We start from the raw sequence: 16406 nt of genomic DNA on the forward strand, positions 1-16406 counted from the left end.
GCAGAGCTTCTTGAGAGCGCTCACGACGCTCCAACGGAAGGGATCGGGCTTACCTCAACCGATCCTGCCTTTTTCGACACTGCCGATCTAGCAGACACCGCCGGTTTCGGCAACGCATGGATTTCCGGGCAGCACTTCTCGAACGAAGGCGGAGACGCCGTTTCAACTGGTGCGTCTGTTGCGATCGGGAGTAAGATCGCCACGTTCTGCGCATCGGAAGGGATGGATATGAAACCGGCAATCATCGGCCTCATCGGCACACTCGTTCTGGCGGGATGCAACACCGTCAGCTACAGCGGCCCGGGCCTCGAACCCATCCCAGGCAGCATCACCTATCACGGCCAGCCGCGCACCAAGCTCACCAAATCGCCACCCGGCTCCTCCTTCCCGCATGATTTTATCGACCAGTACGGCCAACAGGTGGAGGAAACCTACATCATCCAGCCCGACCGCAGCCTGATCATCGCACACCGCCGGTATAAGCCGATTCGGTTTTTCGGGGATTAGAAGGACATCGCTGGAAAGGCAGCTGGAGCGGGTGAAGGGAATCGAACCCTCGTATTCAGCTTGGGAAGCTGCTGCTCTACCATTGAGCTACACCCGCGATGACCTGAGATTTCCAACAGATGGGGGCCGCTGTCAAGTCGCGGCCCGTCAGGCCGGCGTCAGATGCGGAAATGTTTGGAAAGCTTGAGGCCCTGGGCCTGATAGTTGGAGCCGAGGCCGGAGCCGTAGAGACTGGCCGGTTTTTCCTGCATGTGCTCGTAGACCAGGCGGCCGACGATCTGGCCGTCTTCGAGGATGAAGGGCACTTCGTGGCTGCGCACTTCGAGCACGGCGCGGCTGCCGCGCCCGCCGGCCGGCGCATGGCCGAAGCCCGGATCGAAGAAGCCGGCATAATGGACGCGGAATTCGCCGACCAGCGGATCGAAGGGGGTCATCTCGGCGGCATAATCCGGCGGCACATGCACGGCTTCGCGCGAGACGAGGATATAGAACTCGTCGGGATCGAGGATCAGCTCGTTGCGGCCGCGGCTGTAGAGCGGCTCCCAGAAATCGAAAATATCGTGCTGGTCCTTTTCATCGACGTCGACGACGGCGGTATGGTGTTTGCCGCGATAGCCGATCAGGCCGTCCTTGTCGCCGGTGAGATCGATCGACAGCGCGATGCCGCCGCCCGAGACGTTCGGCTGCTTGCTGGCAACGAGCGTTTCGCTTTCATGCAGCCTCAGAAGTTCCGGCTCGCCGAGCACGGACTGGCCGACGCGGAAGCGGATCTGCGACAGGCGCGAGCCGCGGCGCACGACGATCGGGAAGGTGCGCGGGCTGATTTCGAGATAGAGCGGGCCGGAATAGCCCGGCGGGATCTTGTCGAATTCCTGGGCGTAGTCGGTGATGACGCGGGTGAAGATATCGAGCCTGCCGGTCGAGCTCTTCGGATTGGCCGAAGCCGACATGTCGGCAGGCAGCGCCAGGCTCTCCATCAGCGGTACGATATAGACGCAGCCGGTTTCGAGCACCGCGCCCTGGGAAAGGTCGATCACGTGCAGGCTCAGCCGATCGAGCTTGTCCGAGACCAGATGCGAGGGGCCGGGCATGAAGGAAGCGCGCACACGAAAGGCCTTGCTTCCTAAGCGCAGGTCGAGGCTCGCCGGCTGGATCTGATCGCGGTCGAGCTCCCGCTCGGAGTTCAGACGCCCCGTTTCGAACAGTGCCGCAATCGCGCGGTCCGCCAGAATTCCAGTTTCGCGAGCCATAATGCCCCATCCATCATTTTGCCGCCGACAAAACCAAAATCGGGGAATTGACGCAAGCAGCTAACAGCAGTATTGCAAAATTATCCCGTGGTGATTTGGCCGGTCGGCTTGCAGCCACGTTAAACAAGTGGCTAAAAAGACCGGGTTATGAAACCGGTCTGCTTTTGCGGCCGGTTTTTTGTTATGTGAAGGTGATGGCATGAGCAAGACCTGGCGCCCGGCAACCCAACTCGTGCATGGCGGCACGCTGCGTTCGCAATATGGCGAAACATCAGAGGCAATCTATCTCACCCAGGGTTTCGTCTATGAGACGTCGGAAGCGGCCGAAGCCCGCTTCAAGGGCGAAACGGACGGCTTCATCTACGCTCGCTACGGCAGCCCGACCAACGACATGTTCGAAAAGCGCATGTGCGCATTGGAAGGCGCTGAAGATGCCCGCGCCACCGCCTCCGGCATGGCAGCCGTCGCCGCCGCCGTCCTCTGCCAGGTTAAGGCAGGCGACCACATCGTCGCCGCCCGCGCGCTGTTCGGCTCCTGCCGCTGGGTCGTGGAAACGCTGGCGCCGAAATACGGCATCGAGTGCACGCTGGTCGACGGCCGGGATCTCGCCAACTGGGAAAAGGCGGTCTGCCCCAATACCAAGGTATTCTTCCTGGAGAGCCCGACCAACCCGACGCTCGAAGTGATCGATATTGCAGGCGTCGCCAGCCTCGCCAACCAAGTCGGCGCCAAGCTGATCGTCGACAACGTCTTTGCGACGCCGCTCTTTCAGAAGCCGCTCGAACTCGGCGCCCATATCGTTGTCTATTCCGCCACCAAGCACATCGACGGCCAGGGCCGGTGCCTCGGCGGCGTGGTGCTTTCCGACAAGGAATGGATCGACGAGAACCTGCACGACTATTTCCGCCATACCGGCCCGGCCATGTCGCCGTTCAATGCCTGGACGCTGCTGAAGGGCATCGAAACGCTGCCGCTGCGCGTCAAGCAGCAGACTGAAAATGCGGCGAAGATCGCCGATTTCCTGGCAGAGCAGGGCAAGGTCGCCAAGGTGATCTATCCCGGCCGCAAGGACCACCCGCAGTCTGACATCATCGCCAAGCAGATGACCGGCGGCTCGACGCTCGTCTGCTTCGAGCTGAAGGGCGGCAAGGAGGCGGCCTTCGCAGTGCAGAACGCGCTTGAGATCATCAAGATCTCCAACAATCTGGGCGACAGCAAAAGCCTGATCACCCATCCGGCAACGACGACGCACAAGAACCTGACGGAAGAGGCGCGTGCCGAACTCGGCATTTCTCCGGGCACGGTGCGGCTTTCGGCGGGCATCGAGGATACGGACGACCTGATCGAGGATTTCGCGCAGGCGCTTTCCAAGGTTTCGGCCTGATCGACTGGAATAGCGGCCGGACTTCAATGAGGAGCCGGCCGCCGATCTGCGGGAACAAGTACCCGCGCGCCGGCGTTGCGAAGTAAAATTAACGCTGACGATTAGGCTTAACGATCGAAAACCATACGATGATCACCATTTGACCGCTGATCAACGTTCCGTTTCTTGATGGACGGGGCCTCTTTATAAGATACGAGTAACATATCTTGACTATGGTGCAAGGCATGTATCGCGCCCTCACAAGAGATATCGAAGTCGTGGTCGAACCGTTCTATCTGGAGGAGCAATCCGATCCGGAAGACGATCGCTATGTCTGGGGTTACCGGATCGTCATCAGCAACAATTCCGGCGTCGCCGTACGCCTCATCAATCGCTACTGGAACATCACCGACCAGAACGGGGTGGTGGACGAGGTGACCGGCCCCGGCGTCGTCGGCGAACAGCCGCGGCTCAGCCCCGGCGACACCTACGAATATTCCTCCGGCTGCCCGCTCGACACGCCCTCAGGCCTGATGTTCGGCCATTACCAGATGGAAACGGATGAAGGCGAGCTATTCGACGTCGACATCCCCGCCTTCTCGCTGGATTCACCGGGGCTACTGCGCGTGCTGAACTGAGCGCAGGCCCCAAAGTCGATATGCTCGATTCACCCCCAGATGACATGCATCAGAGATCAAAAGGATCCGAGGCCGTCCGGGTGTCCGGCTTTGCTTCGAACGGATCCTTTGATTGGGGCGTGGCTGGCCGCTGAGCGACTGCAGCGTTTACCGCCTTTTGGCAGGTGAGCATCTCATCCGTTGCCCTGACCGAATTTTTTAAACTCAGCGCAACAATCTGCTTTCCGTTGAAGGTGGCGCGAAAACCCAGTTTACGAGCGAACTCGGCAATGAGACTGGAATCCTTAAAATCGATCCATAATCCCTTGAAGCCATCAAGATCGAGAGCGCTCGCATTCGCCGTCCATTGAGAACGATCTAACGACAACTCGATGGGATATTGCTTTCCCACTTCCAAGGATTTCCAGTTGGGATTTGCGATCACAATGTAAAAAGGGCTCTCCTTTTTTGTAAAATTAAAGCCCAGACGAAAAACGGTGCCGTCATCAAATGAAGTGAGAACAAAACAGCCGTTGCCCAAGGTCGGGTCGACAGCCACGGTCCAGCCGCCAACCTCTTTCCATTTGATTGTTTCGTCATCAGCCAGGACAATCCGTGGCATCGCAGCAATGAATGCGAATACAAAATACAAAAGCCGCATTGACGTCCCGCCCCCAGAACCAGTTGGGATAATAGGTGCACAGTGACTACTAAAAGTCGAGTCACTGTGCCGCTGCAATGCGCATCTTTTTCGCGCCAAGCGCGACTAATGTTATTCCGCCGGCTGAAGCTCGGCTGCTTCGAAGCGGTAGGTGGTCGAGCAGAATTCACAGGTGACGGATATCTCGCCGTTTTCCTGGCTGGCCTCGATCTCCTCGGCGGTGAACCCCTTCAGCACGTTGCCTATTTTTTCCCGCGAGCAGCTGCAGCGGTCGAAGACGGCGCGGGGCTCGAAGACGCGCACGCCGCGCTCGTGGAACAGGCGGAACAAGAGACGTTCGGTGCCGACCTGCGGATCGGTCAGCTCGTCGGCATCGATGGTCTCGACCAGCGAGCGCGCTTCGGTCCAGGCGTCATCCTCGCCATGCGGACGGTCGCCGTTATCGCCGTCGCCGCCGTGGAGATCAGGCTGGCGCATGCGCTCCGGTGCCTCCGGCAGGAACTGGGCGACGAGGCCGCCTGCCCGCCAACGATGGCGCGGCTTGCCGGTATCGTCACGATCGAAGAGTTCCGCCGCAGCCAGGCGCACACGCGTCGGGATCTGCTCCGACTGGCGGAAATAGACGCCGGCGATCTCCTCGAGCGACGTGCCGTCGAGGGCGACAATGCCCTGATAGGGCTGGGCGAACTTGCCCTGATCGATGGTGAAGGCGAGCACGCCCTTGCCGAGCAGTTGCTCCGGCTCGGTCTCGCCTGAGGCAATCGCCTGGTCGAGCAGCGCCCGGTCGAAACGGGCATAGGCACGCACGTTCTCCGGCGTCGAGAAATCGGCGACGAGCAGATCGACCGGGCCGTCGCCCTTGGTCTGCACGGTGAACTTGCCGTCGAACTTCAGCGAGGTGCCGAGCAGCACCGTCAGTACGACGACTTCGGCGAGCAGCCGGGCGACGGGCGCGGGATAATGATGGCGCTCGAGGATCGCATCGAGCATGGGGCCGAGCTGGACGGCGCGGCCGCGCACATCCAGACCCTCCACCTGAAAGGGGACGACATGATCATCGCCGGCGAAATCGAACTGGCCGAGGGCGGCTGCAGCTTCTGCCATGGCTTTACTCCTAGTTTCTGGAGCGGCGGCCAAAGTGTCCGGCGCTCGCGCAGTCGGGCCGCAAGCTTATGACTCGCAACATCCGATTATGGTTCAGATCGCGCCCAGGCACCAAGCAAGAATCGACTTCTGCGCATGAAGACGGTTTTCCGCTTCATCGAAGACCACGGATTGCGGGCCGTCGATCACCTCGTCCGTCACTTCCTCACCGCGATGAGCAGGCAGGCAATGCATGAACAATGCATCGCTGCCGGCCTTGGCCATCAAGGCCGCATTGACCTGATAAGGCTGGAAGACGTTGTGACCCCGGGCCCGATGTTCCTGATTCATGGAGACCCAGGTATCGGTCACCACGCAATCGGCGCCTTCGACCGCACGGTCGGCATCATGGCAGAGCATGACTTCGGCGCCCTCATTGCGGGCCCAGTTCAGATAGTGATCCTTGGGCTCGGAACCAAGAGGCACGGCCATGTTCATGCGGTAGCCGAAGCGCGCAGCCCCTTCCACCAGCGAATGCAGCACATTGTTGCCGTCGCCGGTCCATGCGATCGTCTTGCCCTTAATCGGGCCGCGATGCTCCTCGAAGGTCATGATATCGGCCATGATCTGGCAGGGGTGGGTGTCGTCCGTCAGCGCATTGATCACAGGCACGGTCGCGTGCTCGGCGAGCTCCAAAAGCCTGGAATGCTCGGTGGTGCGGATCATGATCGCATCGACATAACGCGACAGCACCTTGGCGGTGTCGCCGATCGTCTCGGCGCGGCCGAGCTGCATTTCAGTGCCCGACAGGAACAGCGTTTCGCCGCCGAGCTGGCGCATGCCGACGTCGAAGGAAACGCGGGTGCGCGTCGACGGCTTTTCGAAGATCATCGCCAGCATCTTGCCAGCGAGCGGCTTGTCGCCCTTGCCTGATTTGAAGGCCTGCTTGCGGGCGAGCGCGTCGTTCATGATAGTTCTGAGGTCGGCCGAGGTGACGGCCGAAAGATCGAGGAAATGTTTAGGAGCCATGTTCTTACCTGTCGTGCGCCCGAAGGCGGCGATCCCTTCAAGCCGTCTTCTTGATCTTGGCGGCGCGGATGCTCTCGGCAGCGCGCTCGAGGCGCACGAGCCCCTCGCGGGCTTCTTCGGCAGTGACCACCAGCGGCGGAAGAAGGCGGATGACGTTGTCGCCGGCCGGCACGCCGAGCAGATGCGCGGCGCGGATCGCCTGCAGCAATTCGGCCGAGGGAACCGCAGCCTTGACGCCGAGCAGAAGCCCCTCGCCTCGGATATCCTCGATCACATCGGGATACCGATCCTTGAGCGAGGCCAGCCCCTGGCGGAAGACGAGCGCGACGTCGCGCACATGCTCAAGGAAGCCATCGGCGAGGATGACGTCGAGTACGGCACTGCCGACCGCCATGGCCAGCGGATTGCCGCCATAGGTCGAACCATGCGTGCCGGCCTTCATGCCGGAGGCAGCCTCGGCCGTGGCAAGGCAGGCGCCGAGCGGGAAACCGCCGCCGATGCCCTTGGCAACGGCCATGATATCGGGCGTGATGCCGGACCATTCATGGGCGAAGAGCTTGCCGGTGCGGCCGACGCCGGTCTGGACCTCGTCGAGGATCAGCAGCAGGCCGTTTTCGTCGCAGATCCGGCGAAGCGCCTTCATGAATTCGCCGGTGGCGGGACGCACGCCGCCCTCGCCTTGCACCGGCTCGATCAGGATTGCGGCCGTCGCATCGGTAATGGCGGCGCGGACGGCCTCGATGTCGCCGAACGGCACCTGATCGAAACCCGGCGCCTTGGGGCCGAAACCTTCGAGATATTTCTCCTGACCGCCGGCAGCAATCGTCGCGAGCGTGCGCCCATGGAAGGCACCCTCGAAGGTGATGATATGGAAGCGCTCGGGATGGCCCTTGGAAAACTGGTAGCGGCGCGCGGTCTTGATGGCGCATTCGAGCGCCTCGGCGCCCGAATTGGTGAAGAACACCTTATCGGCGAAGGTAGCGTCCGTCAGCCGCTTGGCGAGGCGCTCCTGGCCGGGGATCTCATAGATGTTTGAGAGGTGCCAGACCTTGTCGGCCTGCTCCTTCAGCGCCGCGACCACATGCGAGTTGCCATGGCCGACGGAGGTGACGGCGACGCCGGCGCCGAAATCGAGATAACGCTCGCCGCTCTCGGTGATCAGCCATACGCCCTCGCCTCGCTCGAACCGCAGCGGGGCGCGAGAATAGGTGTCATAAAGCGGCGCGGCTTCAGCCATGGCGCGGGTCTCCCGTTCAATGTTGTCTTGCACGGACTCCGGCTAACAAAACCAGGTCCAAAAAATCAAAAATGCCGCCTTTCGGCGGCGAGCGGTACTATTTCCTTTTCGCGCTGCATTGTCAACAAAACTGGCGCCTTAGCCTATGCAGCAAGGTTGTGCAGCGGCACTTTCGGCCTTCAACAGGCATTATTGCAGAAATGCCACGCAGAGGCAGCAAGTTGGGGAAAACTTGAAATTCGATTCATCCGGATTCCCGCGACTCTTGTCACGGAGTCAGCCTCACACTAGGTTAAAGTTCAATTACTAGACTGCATGCGGCGGAACTAGTCACCAAAATTGATCAAGCGTTTCTTGTTTCGGAGGCTTCCGGGACAACGGTGAGGGATTCTGCCATCACCAACGCAAAAGGTGGAGACAGGGCATGAACTGGACAGACGAGCGGGTCGAGAAACTCAAGAAGCTTTGGGCCGAAGGACTGAGCGCCAGCCAGATTGCTGCGCAGCTTGGCGGCGTCAGCCGAAACGCCGTTATCGGCAAGGTGCACAGGCTCAGCCTTCCCGGCCGCGCCAAGGCCGGCGGCACGGCCACCGCGGCGCGCACGCCGAAGCGCCAGACATCCGCGCCGCGCGCGCCGAACTACGCCTCCCGGATCACCACCCGCACCGTGACCCGTCAACAGGGCGCAACGATGCTGAAGGAAGAGATCGAGGTCGATGCCGTCGAGGAAATGGAGTATGTGCCGGCCGGCAATGTGGTCGTGCCGATTTCTCGCCGCCTCGGCCTGACGGAGCTCACCGAACGCACCTGCAAATGGCCGGTCGGCGACCCGCTCAAGGAAGATTTCCATTTCTGCGGCTGCGAGTCCCCCGACAATTCGCCCTATTGCAGCTATCATCAGAAGCTTGCCTATCAGCCGATCAACGAAAGGCGCCGGGCGGCGGCACGGGTCAGCTGAGCGGGGGCTGTATCGCTGAGCATGTGAAACGGGCCGAGTGGCCCGTTTTTTTATTCGATTGGGGAGGTGACCTTTGCGTATAGCAACCAAGCCAACCCCACACTCCGTCATCCCAGGGCTTGACCCTGGGAGCCACAGCCAAGCACTCGGCTTCAATTGTTTCCCAGCAGTTGGATGCCATCAGCTCTTCACGCCGTGCCAGCCGCATGGATCCCAGGGTCAAGCCCTGGGATGACGGAGGAGAGGTTGGTGCCGAGACGCATAAGCCTCGCCGGCGCAATGACGCTGGCGACGAAGCGGCTGCGATCGACGACGGCAAGGGGGGCCTCACAAGCCGTACTGCCGTGCGTTTGGCGGGAACGCCCACCCCACACACTCCCTCAGCCTCAGGCTTCCATCGAATAACCCGCGCCACGGACGGTGCGGATGACGTCCTGCATGTTGGAGAAGTTCAGCGCCTTGCGCAGGCGGCCGACATGGACGTCGACGGTTCGTTCGTCGACATAGATGTCGTGGCCCCAGACGCCGTCGAGCAGCTGCGAGCGGGAAAAGACCCGGCCCGGCGACGACATCAGGAATTCCAGCAGGCGGAATTCGGTCGGGCCGAGGCGGACTTCGCGGCTCTTGCGGTGGACGCGATGGGTTTCGCGGTCGAGCTCGATATCGCCGCATTTCAGCACCGAGGACAGCACCTCGGGGCGGGCACGGCGCAGCATCGCCTTGACGCGGGCGACGAGTTCGGGGGTCGAGAAGGGCTTGACGACATAATCGTCGGCGCCGGTGGACAGTCCGCGCACACGCTCGCTCTCCTCGCCGCGCGCCGTCAGCATGATGATCGGCAGTCGCTCGGTTTCCGGCCGCATGCGCAGGCGCCGGCAGAGTTCGATGCCGGAGACGCCGGGCAGCATCCAGTCGAGGATGAGCAGGTCGGGCGTGCGCTCCTGAAGCCTAATTTCGGCCTCGTCGCCGCGCAGGATGGTATCGACCTCGAAGCCTTCGGCTTCGAGATTATAGCGAAGGAGCACGCTGAGGGCTTCCTCGTCTTCAACAACTGCGACTCTCGGGATCATGCGTGTCCGTCTCCTCGCGCACAAGCCTTAAACTGGGGGTTTAAGCAGGCGTCCTGCGCAAATTCAGAAATTGGCTGCGACCTCTTTGCGCGCCCCGAACGGGCGCGCACGCAATCTTGGAAGGATTATTCCGTCGCGGCGCCGACGGTGTTGGCGCTGTCATCCTTTGGGCGATCGCCTTCCGGCTGGGCGCCTGTTGCCATGTAGTAGATCGTCTCGGCGATGTTGGTGGCATGGTCGCCGATGCGCTCGATGTTCTTGGCGCAGAAGAGCAGATGCGTGCAGCTCGTGATGTTGCGCGGATCTTCCATCATGTAGGTCAAGAGCTCGCGGAACAGCGAGGTGTACATGGCGTCGATCTCGTTGTCGCGTTCGCGGATGGCGGTCGCCTTGTCGGCAGCGCGTGTCGTATAGACGTCGAGCACTTCCTTGAGCTGGACAAGCGCCAGCTCGGAGAGATGCTCGAGACCGCGGGCGAGCTTGCGGGGCACGCCGGTGCTCTGCACGGCGATGACGCGCTTGGCGGTGTTCTTGCCAAGGTCGCCGACGCGTTCGAGATCGGCGGCGATGCGGATCGAACCCATGATTTCGCGCAGGTCCGCCGCCATCGGCTGACGGCGGGCGATGGTGACGATCGCCTTGTCGCCGATTTCGCGCTCGGTGTGATCGAGGATCACGTCGTCTGAGATGACCTTCTGCGCCAGCGCGGTATCGCCGTTGACCAGCGCCCGGACGGATTCGGCGACCATCTGTTCGGCCAGGCCGCCCATTTCGGAAATCCGCCTGGAAAGGAACTTCAGATCATCATCATAGGCAGAATAAATATGTGTCGATGCCATGGGGCTTTGTCCTCGAATAAGGGGAAGGCTTCGGATGGCCGTGATCAGCCGAAGCGACCCATGATGTAGTCCTGGGTACGGGGATCGTCCGGATTGGTGAACATCTTGTCGGTGTCGTTCTCCTCGACAAGATTGCCGAGGTGGAACATGGCGGTGCGCTGCGAGACGCGCGCGGCCTGCTGCATGGAGTGGGTGACGATGACGATCGTATAGTTTTCGCGCAGTTCGTGGATCAGCTCCTCGACCTTGGCGGTGGCGATCGGGTCAAGGGCCGAGCAGGGCTCGTCCATCAGGATGACTTCCGGGCTGACGGCAACGGCGCGGGCAATGCACAGGCGCTGCTGCTGACCGCCGGAGAGGCCCGTGCCGGATTCGTGCACGCGGTCCTTGACCTCGTTCCAGAGGCCGGCGCGCTGCAGGCTGCTCTCAACGATCTGGTCGAGATCGGCCTTCGACTTGGCGAGACCGTGGATGCGGGGGCCGTAGGAGACGTTTTCATAGATCGACTTCGGGAACGGGTTCGGCTTCTGGAAAACCATGCCGACGCGGGCGCGAAGTTCGACGACGTCGATATCCGGATCATAGATATCGTCGCTGTCGAGCGTGATCTTGCCGGTGACGCGGCACCCCTCGATCGTGTCGTTCATGCGGTTCAGGCTTCGCAGGAAGGTCGACTTGCCGCAGCCCGAGGGGCCGATCAGGGCGGTTACGGTGTTTTCGCGGATGTTCAGGTTCACGTCGAAAAGCGCGCGCTTCTCGCCGTAGTATACGGAGACATCCTGTCCGATCATTTTATACGGGACGTTGCTCATCTTCTGATCCAGCGCCTTTTCAACTGCAGCTTCCGTCAGCATGTTCATGATGTTTGACTCCGTTTACCAGCGGCGCTCGAAGCGACGACGCAAGAGGATGGCGCCCATGTTCATGACGACCAGGAACAGGAGCAGAACGATGATGGCACCCGAAGTACGCTCCACGAAGGCACGTTCGGCCTCGTTCGCCCACATATAGACCTGCACGGGCAAGGCCGTCGAGGGCTCGAGCGGCGTCGTGGGCGCATTGGCGACGAAGGCGACCATGCCGATCAGGAGCAGCGGCGCGGTCTCGCCGAGCGCATGCGCCAGGCCGATGATGGTGCCGGTGAGAATGCCGGGCATGGCAAGCGGCAGGACATGGTGGAACACCATCTGCATCTTCGAGGCGCCGAGGCCCAAGGCGGCGGCGCGGATCGAGGGCGGCACGGCGCGCAATGCGGCGCGGGTCGCGATGATGATCGTCGGCAGCGTCATCAGCGTCAGCACCAGGCCGCCGACCAGCGACGCCGAGCGCGGCAGACCGATGAAGTTGATGAAGACGGAAAGGCCGAGCAGACCATAGACGATCGACGGGACGGCGGCGAGGTTGTTGATGTTGACCTCGATCAGGTCGGTCAGCCTGTTCTTCGGCGCGAACTCTTCGAGATAGATCGACGCCGCCACACCGATCGGCAGCGACAGCACGAGCACGATCAGCATCAGGTAGAGCGAGCCGATGAGGGCGACGCCGAGGCCGGCGGCTTCGGGACGGCTGGAATTGCCGTTGACGAAAAGGCCGCTGTTGAACTGCTTCTGAAGCGCGCCGTCCGCCTTTAGCTGGTTCATCCAGGCCACCTGCTTGTCGTTGACCTTGCGGTTCTTCTCTTCGACGGAGAGATCGATCTGGCCCTTGTTGGCGCTATCGACATTGGCGTCGGCGAGCAAGGTGACATTGACCGTCTTGCCGATGATCGAGGGATCGGCGACGACCAGATCACGCAGCTGGATCGGCGCGCTCTTGGAGAGCATCGCGGTTGCGTCGCGCACATCCGGACGGCTCGATGCATTGATGTTCAGCTGCTTGACGATCGCTTCGCGCAGCAGAACCGGATAATTGGCCGCGACCAGCACGGAAGGATCGGTCGCGCGCTTGTTGTCCGGGTCGATCGTCTTCTCCGTGAATTCGATCGGCAGGGTGATCGTCGTCTGCTGGAAGGCGGTGTAGCCCTTGCCGATCACCGTCCACAGCAGGACGAAGAGGAAGATAAGGCCGAAGGCGATGGCGGCGATACCGTAGGCCTGGAACCGGCGCTCGGCGGCATAGCGGCGCTTGATGCCGATATCACGGCGGGCCGGCGCTTTGGAAACGGTGGCACCGATGGCGGGAGAAACAATATTCGTCATTCGTACTGCTCCCGGTATTTGCGCACGATGTAGAGCGCATAGATGTTGAGGCAAAGCGTGATGCAGAACAGCGTGATGCCAAGCGCGAAGGCAACCAGCGTCTGCGGCGAGGTGAACTCAAGGTCGCCCGTCAGCTGGTTGACGATCTTGACGGTCACCGTGGTCATCGGCTCGAAAGGGTTGATCTGAATGCGGGCGGCGACACCCGCGGCCAACACGACGATCATGGTCTCGCCGATGGCGCGCGAGGCGGTCATCAGCAGCGCGCCGACGATGCCGGGAAGCGCGGCCGGCAGGACCACCTTCTTGATGGTTTCGGAGCGTGTGGCGCCGAGACCGAGCGAACCATCACGCAGTGCCCGCGGCACGGCGGTGATGATGTCGTCCGACAGCGAGGAGACGTAGGGGATCAACATGATACCCATGACGATACCAGCCGTCAGAACGCTCTGCGCCTGGATGAAATTGGTGTAGCTGCCGGAGAGCAGGCCGCTGATCTGGGCGGAGAAATCGCGCAGGAACGGACCGACGGTGACGAGCGCGAAGAAGCCGTAGACGATCGTCGGGATGCCGGCCAGCACTTCGAGAAGAGGCTTGGAGACGGAACGCAGCTTCGGCGAGGCGTATTCGGCCATATAGATGGCGGCGAAGAGGCCGACCGGAACCGCGACCAACATGGCGACGAGGCCGATATAGAGCGTGCCGAGTAGGAGCGGGATCAGGCCGAACTGGCCGAAGGAGGAGCTGCCGGCGCCGGCAAAGCGCGGATCCCAGACGGTGCCGAAGAAGAATTCGCCGGCGGGAACGACGGCAAAGAAGCGGGCGGCTTCCGACAGCATGGACAACACGATGCCGACCGTCGTCAAGATGGCGATCGAGGAGGCGAGCAGCAGGCCCCAGAGCATGACGCGCTCGACGCGGTTGCGGGCGCGGAAGCGCGGCGCGATGGCGCGCAGCGCATAAAGGGCGCCGGCAACGGCCAGAATGAAGACAATCGCCGTCATGGCGAGGCGGCTCGTCATGCTCATGGAATTCAGCGTCTTGGCGGCCTCGACCATGTAAGGCTGCGGCTGGCCGGCGAGCGGCACGCCCTTTTCGCTGAGCTTGGCCTGCAGGGCGGCCGGATCGTTTGCCACCGCGGCGGCTTCGTCCGATGTCAGCATCGTCAGCCCGCGCGCGACCGTCGCCACCATCGAATAGCTCAGATCCTGTTCGACTGCGGCCTGAGCCTTGACGTCAGCAGGGAAAGCTCCCCGAACCGAGGACTGGATGATGCCGGGGCTGACGGAGAGCCAGACGCAGAGGACGATGAGGGCGGGAAGAACCGTCCAGATCGCGGCATAGGCGCCGTAATAGGCCGGCCGGGAATGGAGTGCGGAGGACCTGCCTCCGGCAAGGGCCGTGGCACGGCTGCGCGCGACCAGATAGGCGGCGGCGCCGATCACCACAAGGCACAGAAGTATGACGGATGTGCTCATTCGTTACGTCCCCAGGCCCGTGGCCCCCAAAAAGCGCGGCGGCTTCATCAGCCTGCCTTCGGCTTCCAATCTTGGAGAAGGAATTCAACCCTGCAGCGGAAAGACCGCCACGCAGGGACATTAACGATGCCGGCGCGGGCTTTGAAGCACCGCGCCGGCAAAGTCATTTACATGGACTTACCGGCTTCGACGTCCTTGCGGATCGCATCACGCTCGGCATCCGGAGCGGCAACGAGGCCGTATTCAGCCAGCGGGCCGTCGGGGCCGATCATCTGGTCGGATATGAAGAAGTTGACATATTCCTTCAGGCCCGGAACGGCGCCGAGATGTGCCTTCTTGACATAGAAGAACAGCGGGCGGGAAACCGGATAGGTGCCGTTGGCGATCGTTTCGGTGGACGGAACGATACCGTTCACGCTGGCGACCTTGAGCTTGTCGGCGTTGTTTTCATAGAAGGAAAGGCCGAATACGCCGACGCCGGTCTTGTTGGCGGCGATGCGTGCGAGGGTTTCCGGATAGTCGCCGTCGATGTCGACTGCAGCGCCGTCCTTGCGGACTGCGACGCAGGCCTTGGTCTGGGCAGCCTTGTCGGTGATTTCCTTGGCGATAACGTCGAGAGCGCCCGAAGCCTTGCAGCCGGCGGCAAGAACGTTCTGTTCGAAGACTTCGCGCGTGCCGTGCTTTTCGCCCGGGATATAGGCGGCGATATCAACGGCCGGGAGCTTCGGGTTGACTTCCGACCACTTCTTGTAGGGGTTGGCGACGAGCTTGCCGTCGACGACGACCTGGGCAGCGAGGGCCTTGTAGATGTCGGCCGGAACATAAGCGACATCCGGGTTGGACGAGTCGGTTGCGAAGACGATGCCGTCATAACCGATCTTGACTTCCTGGATGTCGGTTACGCCGGCGGCCTTGCAGGCTTCGGCTTCATTCTTGTTGATCGGACGCGAAGCGTTGGCGATGTCGATGGTGTCTTCACCAACGCCCTTGCAGAATTCCTTCAGACCAGCGCCCGTGCCGCCGGATTCGACGACCGGCGTCTTGAAGTTGGTGAAGGTCTCGCCGAAGGACTCGGCAACGATCTTGGCGTAAGGCAGGACGGTGGACGAACCAGCGATCTGGATCTGGTCGCGAGCGACGGCTGCGCCAGCGAAAGCGGCAGTTGCAGCGAGCGCGGCAACGGTGAGCTTGAAGGTGTTCATTAGAAATCTCCCGCATTGGGCTTGTGTGAGTGCGGCCTATAGAGAGGCCCTCGCATGCCTTTTTTCATCGGCGGGACTCTCTTAACGCTGTAAGCACCGTCCTTTTATGTCAAATCCGTGAAACATTTGTGACGGGTTAAGCGTCTGTTTTATAACAGCAAATTTTATGGATGCCGCCCGAAAGTGTCGACGGTCGGGAAAGTTTGGATCGGCGCTCGACCTTGCATTGCAAGTTTATCACACGTGTCCGGTGGTTGCGGAAAGGCACCCTGGCCCTTCCCGCCTGCATTCTTTCATTCAGGTCCGCCCGTGGGATCTGCCCCTCATCCGCCTGCCGGCACCTTCTCCCCGTTTTGACGGGGAGAAGGGGATATGCCGCGACCTGTCCGTCCCACCCAAAAACTCTCGACAGGGCACGTCCCCTCTCCCCGTCAATACGGGGAGAGGGTTAGGGTGAGGGGCAATCGCACGGCACGCCATCGTTATTCACGCATGGCTGGAAAGAACCGCAAATCCATTGCCTCGACGCGTTCGACCAGCAGCCCGTCGCAGATCGCAACGATCGTCTCCAGCACGGATGGCAGCGCGCTCAGTACGTCTACATTCCAGAAACGAACCACCGACCAGCCATTGCCGGTCATGAAGGCATCTCGAATGCCGTCCCGTCGGCTTTCCGCATGCTGGCTGCCATCGACTTCGACCACGAGCCGCAGTTCCCGGCAGGCAAAATCTGCAAAATAGGGACCGATCGGAAATTGCCGCACGAACTTGTTTCCGTTGAGGCGGCGGTCGCGCAGTTCCTTCCACAATTTGTCCTCTGCGTCGTTATCCGACTGGCGCAGGCAACGTGCTCGGGCGATGGTTTTGGGTTTGGAACCTCTCATTGACGTTTTTCCTTGTGACTTGCCCCTCAT

16 protein-coding genes, 1 tRNA gene and 1 riboswitch are annotated in these 16406 nt (G+C 61.5%); of the genes, 4 read left to right on the forward strand and 13 right to left on the reverse strand.

Annotated elements, in window-relative coordinates; genetic code table 11:
• Window positions 1–228: 228 nt before the first annotated feature.
• Window positions 229–507 (forward strand): hypothetical protein, encoded by a 279-nt coding sequence (locus AC13QO_RS11080; RefSeq protein ID WP_285193347.1) that lies wholly within the window; start codon window positions 229–231, stop codon window positions 505–507.
• A gap of 23 nt (window positions 508–530) precedes the next feature.
• Here the strand turns inward: AC13QO_RS11080 and AC13QO_RS11085 are convergent.
• Together AC13QO_RS11085 and AC13QO_RS11090 are read right to left on the reverse strand one after the other, a co-directional pair.
• Window positions 531–604 (reverse strand) — tRNA-Gly (locus AC13QO_RS11085).
• A gap of 61 nt (window positions 605–665) precedes the next feature.
• Window positions 666–1760, reverse strand: coding sequence for a 2'-deoxycytidine 5'-triphosphate deaminase (locus tag AC13QO_RS11090; RefSeq protein ID WP_085776833.1), 1095 nt, complete (start codon window positions 1758–1760; stop codon window positions 666–668).
• 74 nt (window positions 1761–1834) lie between these two features.
• Window positions 1835–1913, forward strand: a riboswitch (SAM riboswitch).
• 43 nt (window positions 1914–1956) lie between these two features.
• Here AC13QO_RS11090 and AC13QO_RS11095 point away from each other — a divergent pair.
• Both AC13QO_RS11095 and apaG read left to right on the forward strand, forming a co-directional pair.
• Window positions 1957–3141 carry an O-succinylhomoserine sulfhydrylase gene (locus AC13QO_RS11095; protein ID WP_488540653.1) on the forward strand — a complete coding sequence of 395 codons (1185 nt, stop codon included), beginning with the start codon at window positions 1957–1959 and terminating at the stop codon, window positions 3139–3141.
• Between the two features lie 224 nt (window positions 3142–3365).
• Window positions 3366–3758 carry a Co2+/Mg2+ efflux protein ApaG gene (gene apaG, locus AC13QO_RS11100; RefSeq protein WP_010029240.1) on the forward strand — a complete coding sequence of 131 codons (393 nt, stop codon included), beginning with the start codon at window positions 3366–3368 and terminating at the stop codon, window positions 3756–3758.
• Window positions 3759–3807: 49 nt separating this feature from the next.
• Here apaG and AC13QO_RS11105 read toward each other — a convergent pair whose 3' ends face one another.
• The 4 genes from AC13QO_RS11105 to AC13QO_RS11120 form a co-directional block, all read right to left on the reverse strand.
• Window positions 3808–4398, reverse strand: coding sequence for a hypothetical protein (locus tag AC13QO_RS11105; protein ID WP_085776831.1), 591 nt, complete (start codon window positions 4396–4398; stop codon window positions 3808–3810).
• Window positions 4399–4509: 111 nt separating this feature from the next.
• On the reverse strand, window positions 4510–5502 hold the full coding sequence (locus tag AC13QO_RS11110; protein WP_183706001.1) for an Hsp33 family molecular chaperone: 993 nt from the start codon (window positions 5500–5502) through the stop codon (window positions 4510–4512).
• A gap of 93 nt (window positions 5503–5595) precedes the next feature.
• The gene (argF, locus tag AC13QO_RS11115; protein WP_085776829.1) at window positions 5596–6510 is read right to left on the reverse strand and encodes an ornithine carbamoyltransferase; all 915 of its coding nucleotides are present in this window, start codon (window positions 6508–6510) and stop codon (window positions 5596–5598) included.
• 37 nt (window positions 6511–6547) lie between these two features.
• Complete coding sequence (locus AC13QO_RS11120) at window positions 6548–7747, reverse strand: aspartate aminotransferase family protein (protein WP_285191802.1); 1200 nt, start codon at window positions 7745–7747, stop codon at window positions 6548–6550.
• 424 nt (window positions 7748–8171) lie between these two features.
• On the opposite strand from AC13QO_RS11120, the gene AC13QO_RS11125 reads away from it, so the two are divergent.
• The gene (locus tag AC13QO_RS11125; protein WP_097601772.1) at window positions 8172–8705 is read left to right on the forward strand and encodes a GcrA family cell cycle regulator; all 534 of its coding nucleotides are present in this window, start codon (window positions 8172–8174) and stop codon (window positions 8703–8705) included.
• 386 nt (window positions 8706–9091) lie between these two features.
• Here AC13QO_RS11125 and phoB read toward each other — a convergent pair whose 3' ends face one another.
• The 7 genes from phoB to AC13QO_RS11160 all read right to left on the reverse strand — a co-directional run bounded on the left by phoB (window position 9092) and on the right by AC13QO_RS11160 (window position 16376).
• Complete coding sequence (gene phoB / locus AC13QO_RS11130) at window positions 9092–9775, reverse strand: phosphate regulon transcriptional regulator PhoB (protein WP_004672768.1); 684 nt, start codon at window positions 9773–9775, stop codon at window positions 9092–9094.
• 125 nt (window positions 9776–9900) lie between these two features.
• Window positions 9901–10614, reverse strand: a complete 714-nt coding sequence (phoU, locus tag AC13QO_RS11135; protein WP_004672769.1) for a phosphate signaling complex protein PhoU — start codon at window positions 10612–10614, stop codon at window positions 9901–9903.
• A 44-nt stretch (window positions 10615–10658) separates the two neighbouring features.
• On the reverse strand, window positions 10659–11474 hold the full coding sequence (pstB, locus tag AC13QO_RS11140; RefSeq protein ID WP_085776826.1) for a phosphate ABC transporter ATP-binding protein PstB: 816 nt from the start codon (window positions 11472–11474) through the stop codon (window positions 10659–10661).
• A gap of 15 nt (window positions 11475–11489) precedes the next feature.
• Window positions 11490–12812 carry a phosphate ABC transporter permease PstA gene (gene pstA / locus AC13QO_RS11145; protein ID WP_488540654.1) on the reverse strand — a complete coding sequence of 441 codons (1323 nt, stop codon included), beginning with the start codon at window positions 12810–12812 and terminating at the stop codon, window positions 11490–11492.
• Window positions 12809–14290 (reverse strand): phosphate ABC transporter permease subunit PstC, encoded by a 1482-nt coding sequence (gene pstC / locus AC13QO_RS11150; protein WP_434711997.1) that lies wholly within the window; start codon window positions 14288–14290, stop codon window positions 12809–12811. Before pstC ends, pstA begins: the two co-directional genes overlap by 4 nt.
• 167 nt (window positions 14291–14457) lie before the next feature.
• Complete coding sequence (locus AC13QO_RS11155) at window positions 14458–15492, reverse strand: substrate-binding domain-containing protein (protein WP_488540655.1); 1035 nt, start codon at window positions 15490–15492, stop codon at window positions 14458–14460.
• 482 nt (window positions 15493–15974) lie between these two features.
• Complete coding sequence (locus tag AC13QO_RS11160) at window positions 15975–16376, reverse strand: endonuclease domain-containing protein (protein ID WP_488540658.1); 402 nt, start codon at window positions 16374–16376, stop codon at window positions 15975–15977.
• Between the last annotated feature and the right edge of the window lie 30 nt (window positions 16377–16406).

The organism is Rhizobium sp. CNPSo 3670, from assembly GCF_057784555.1.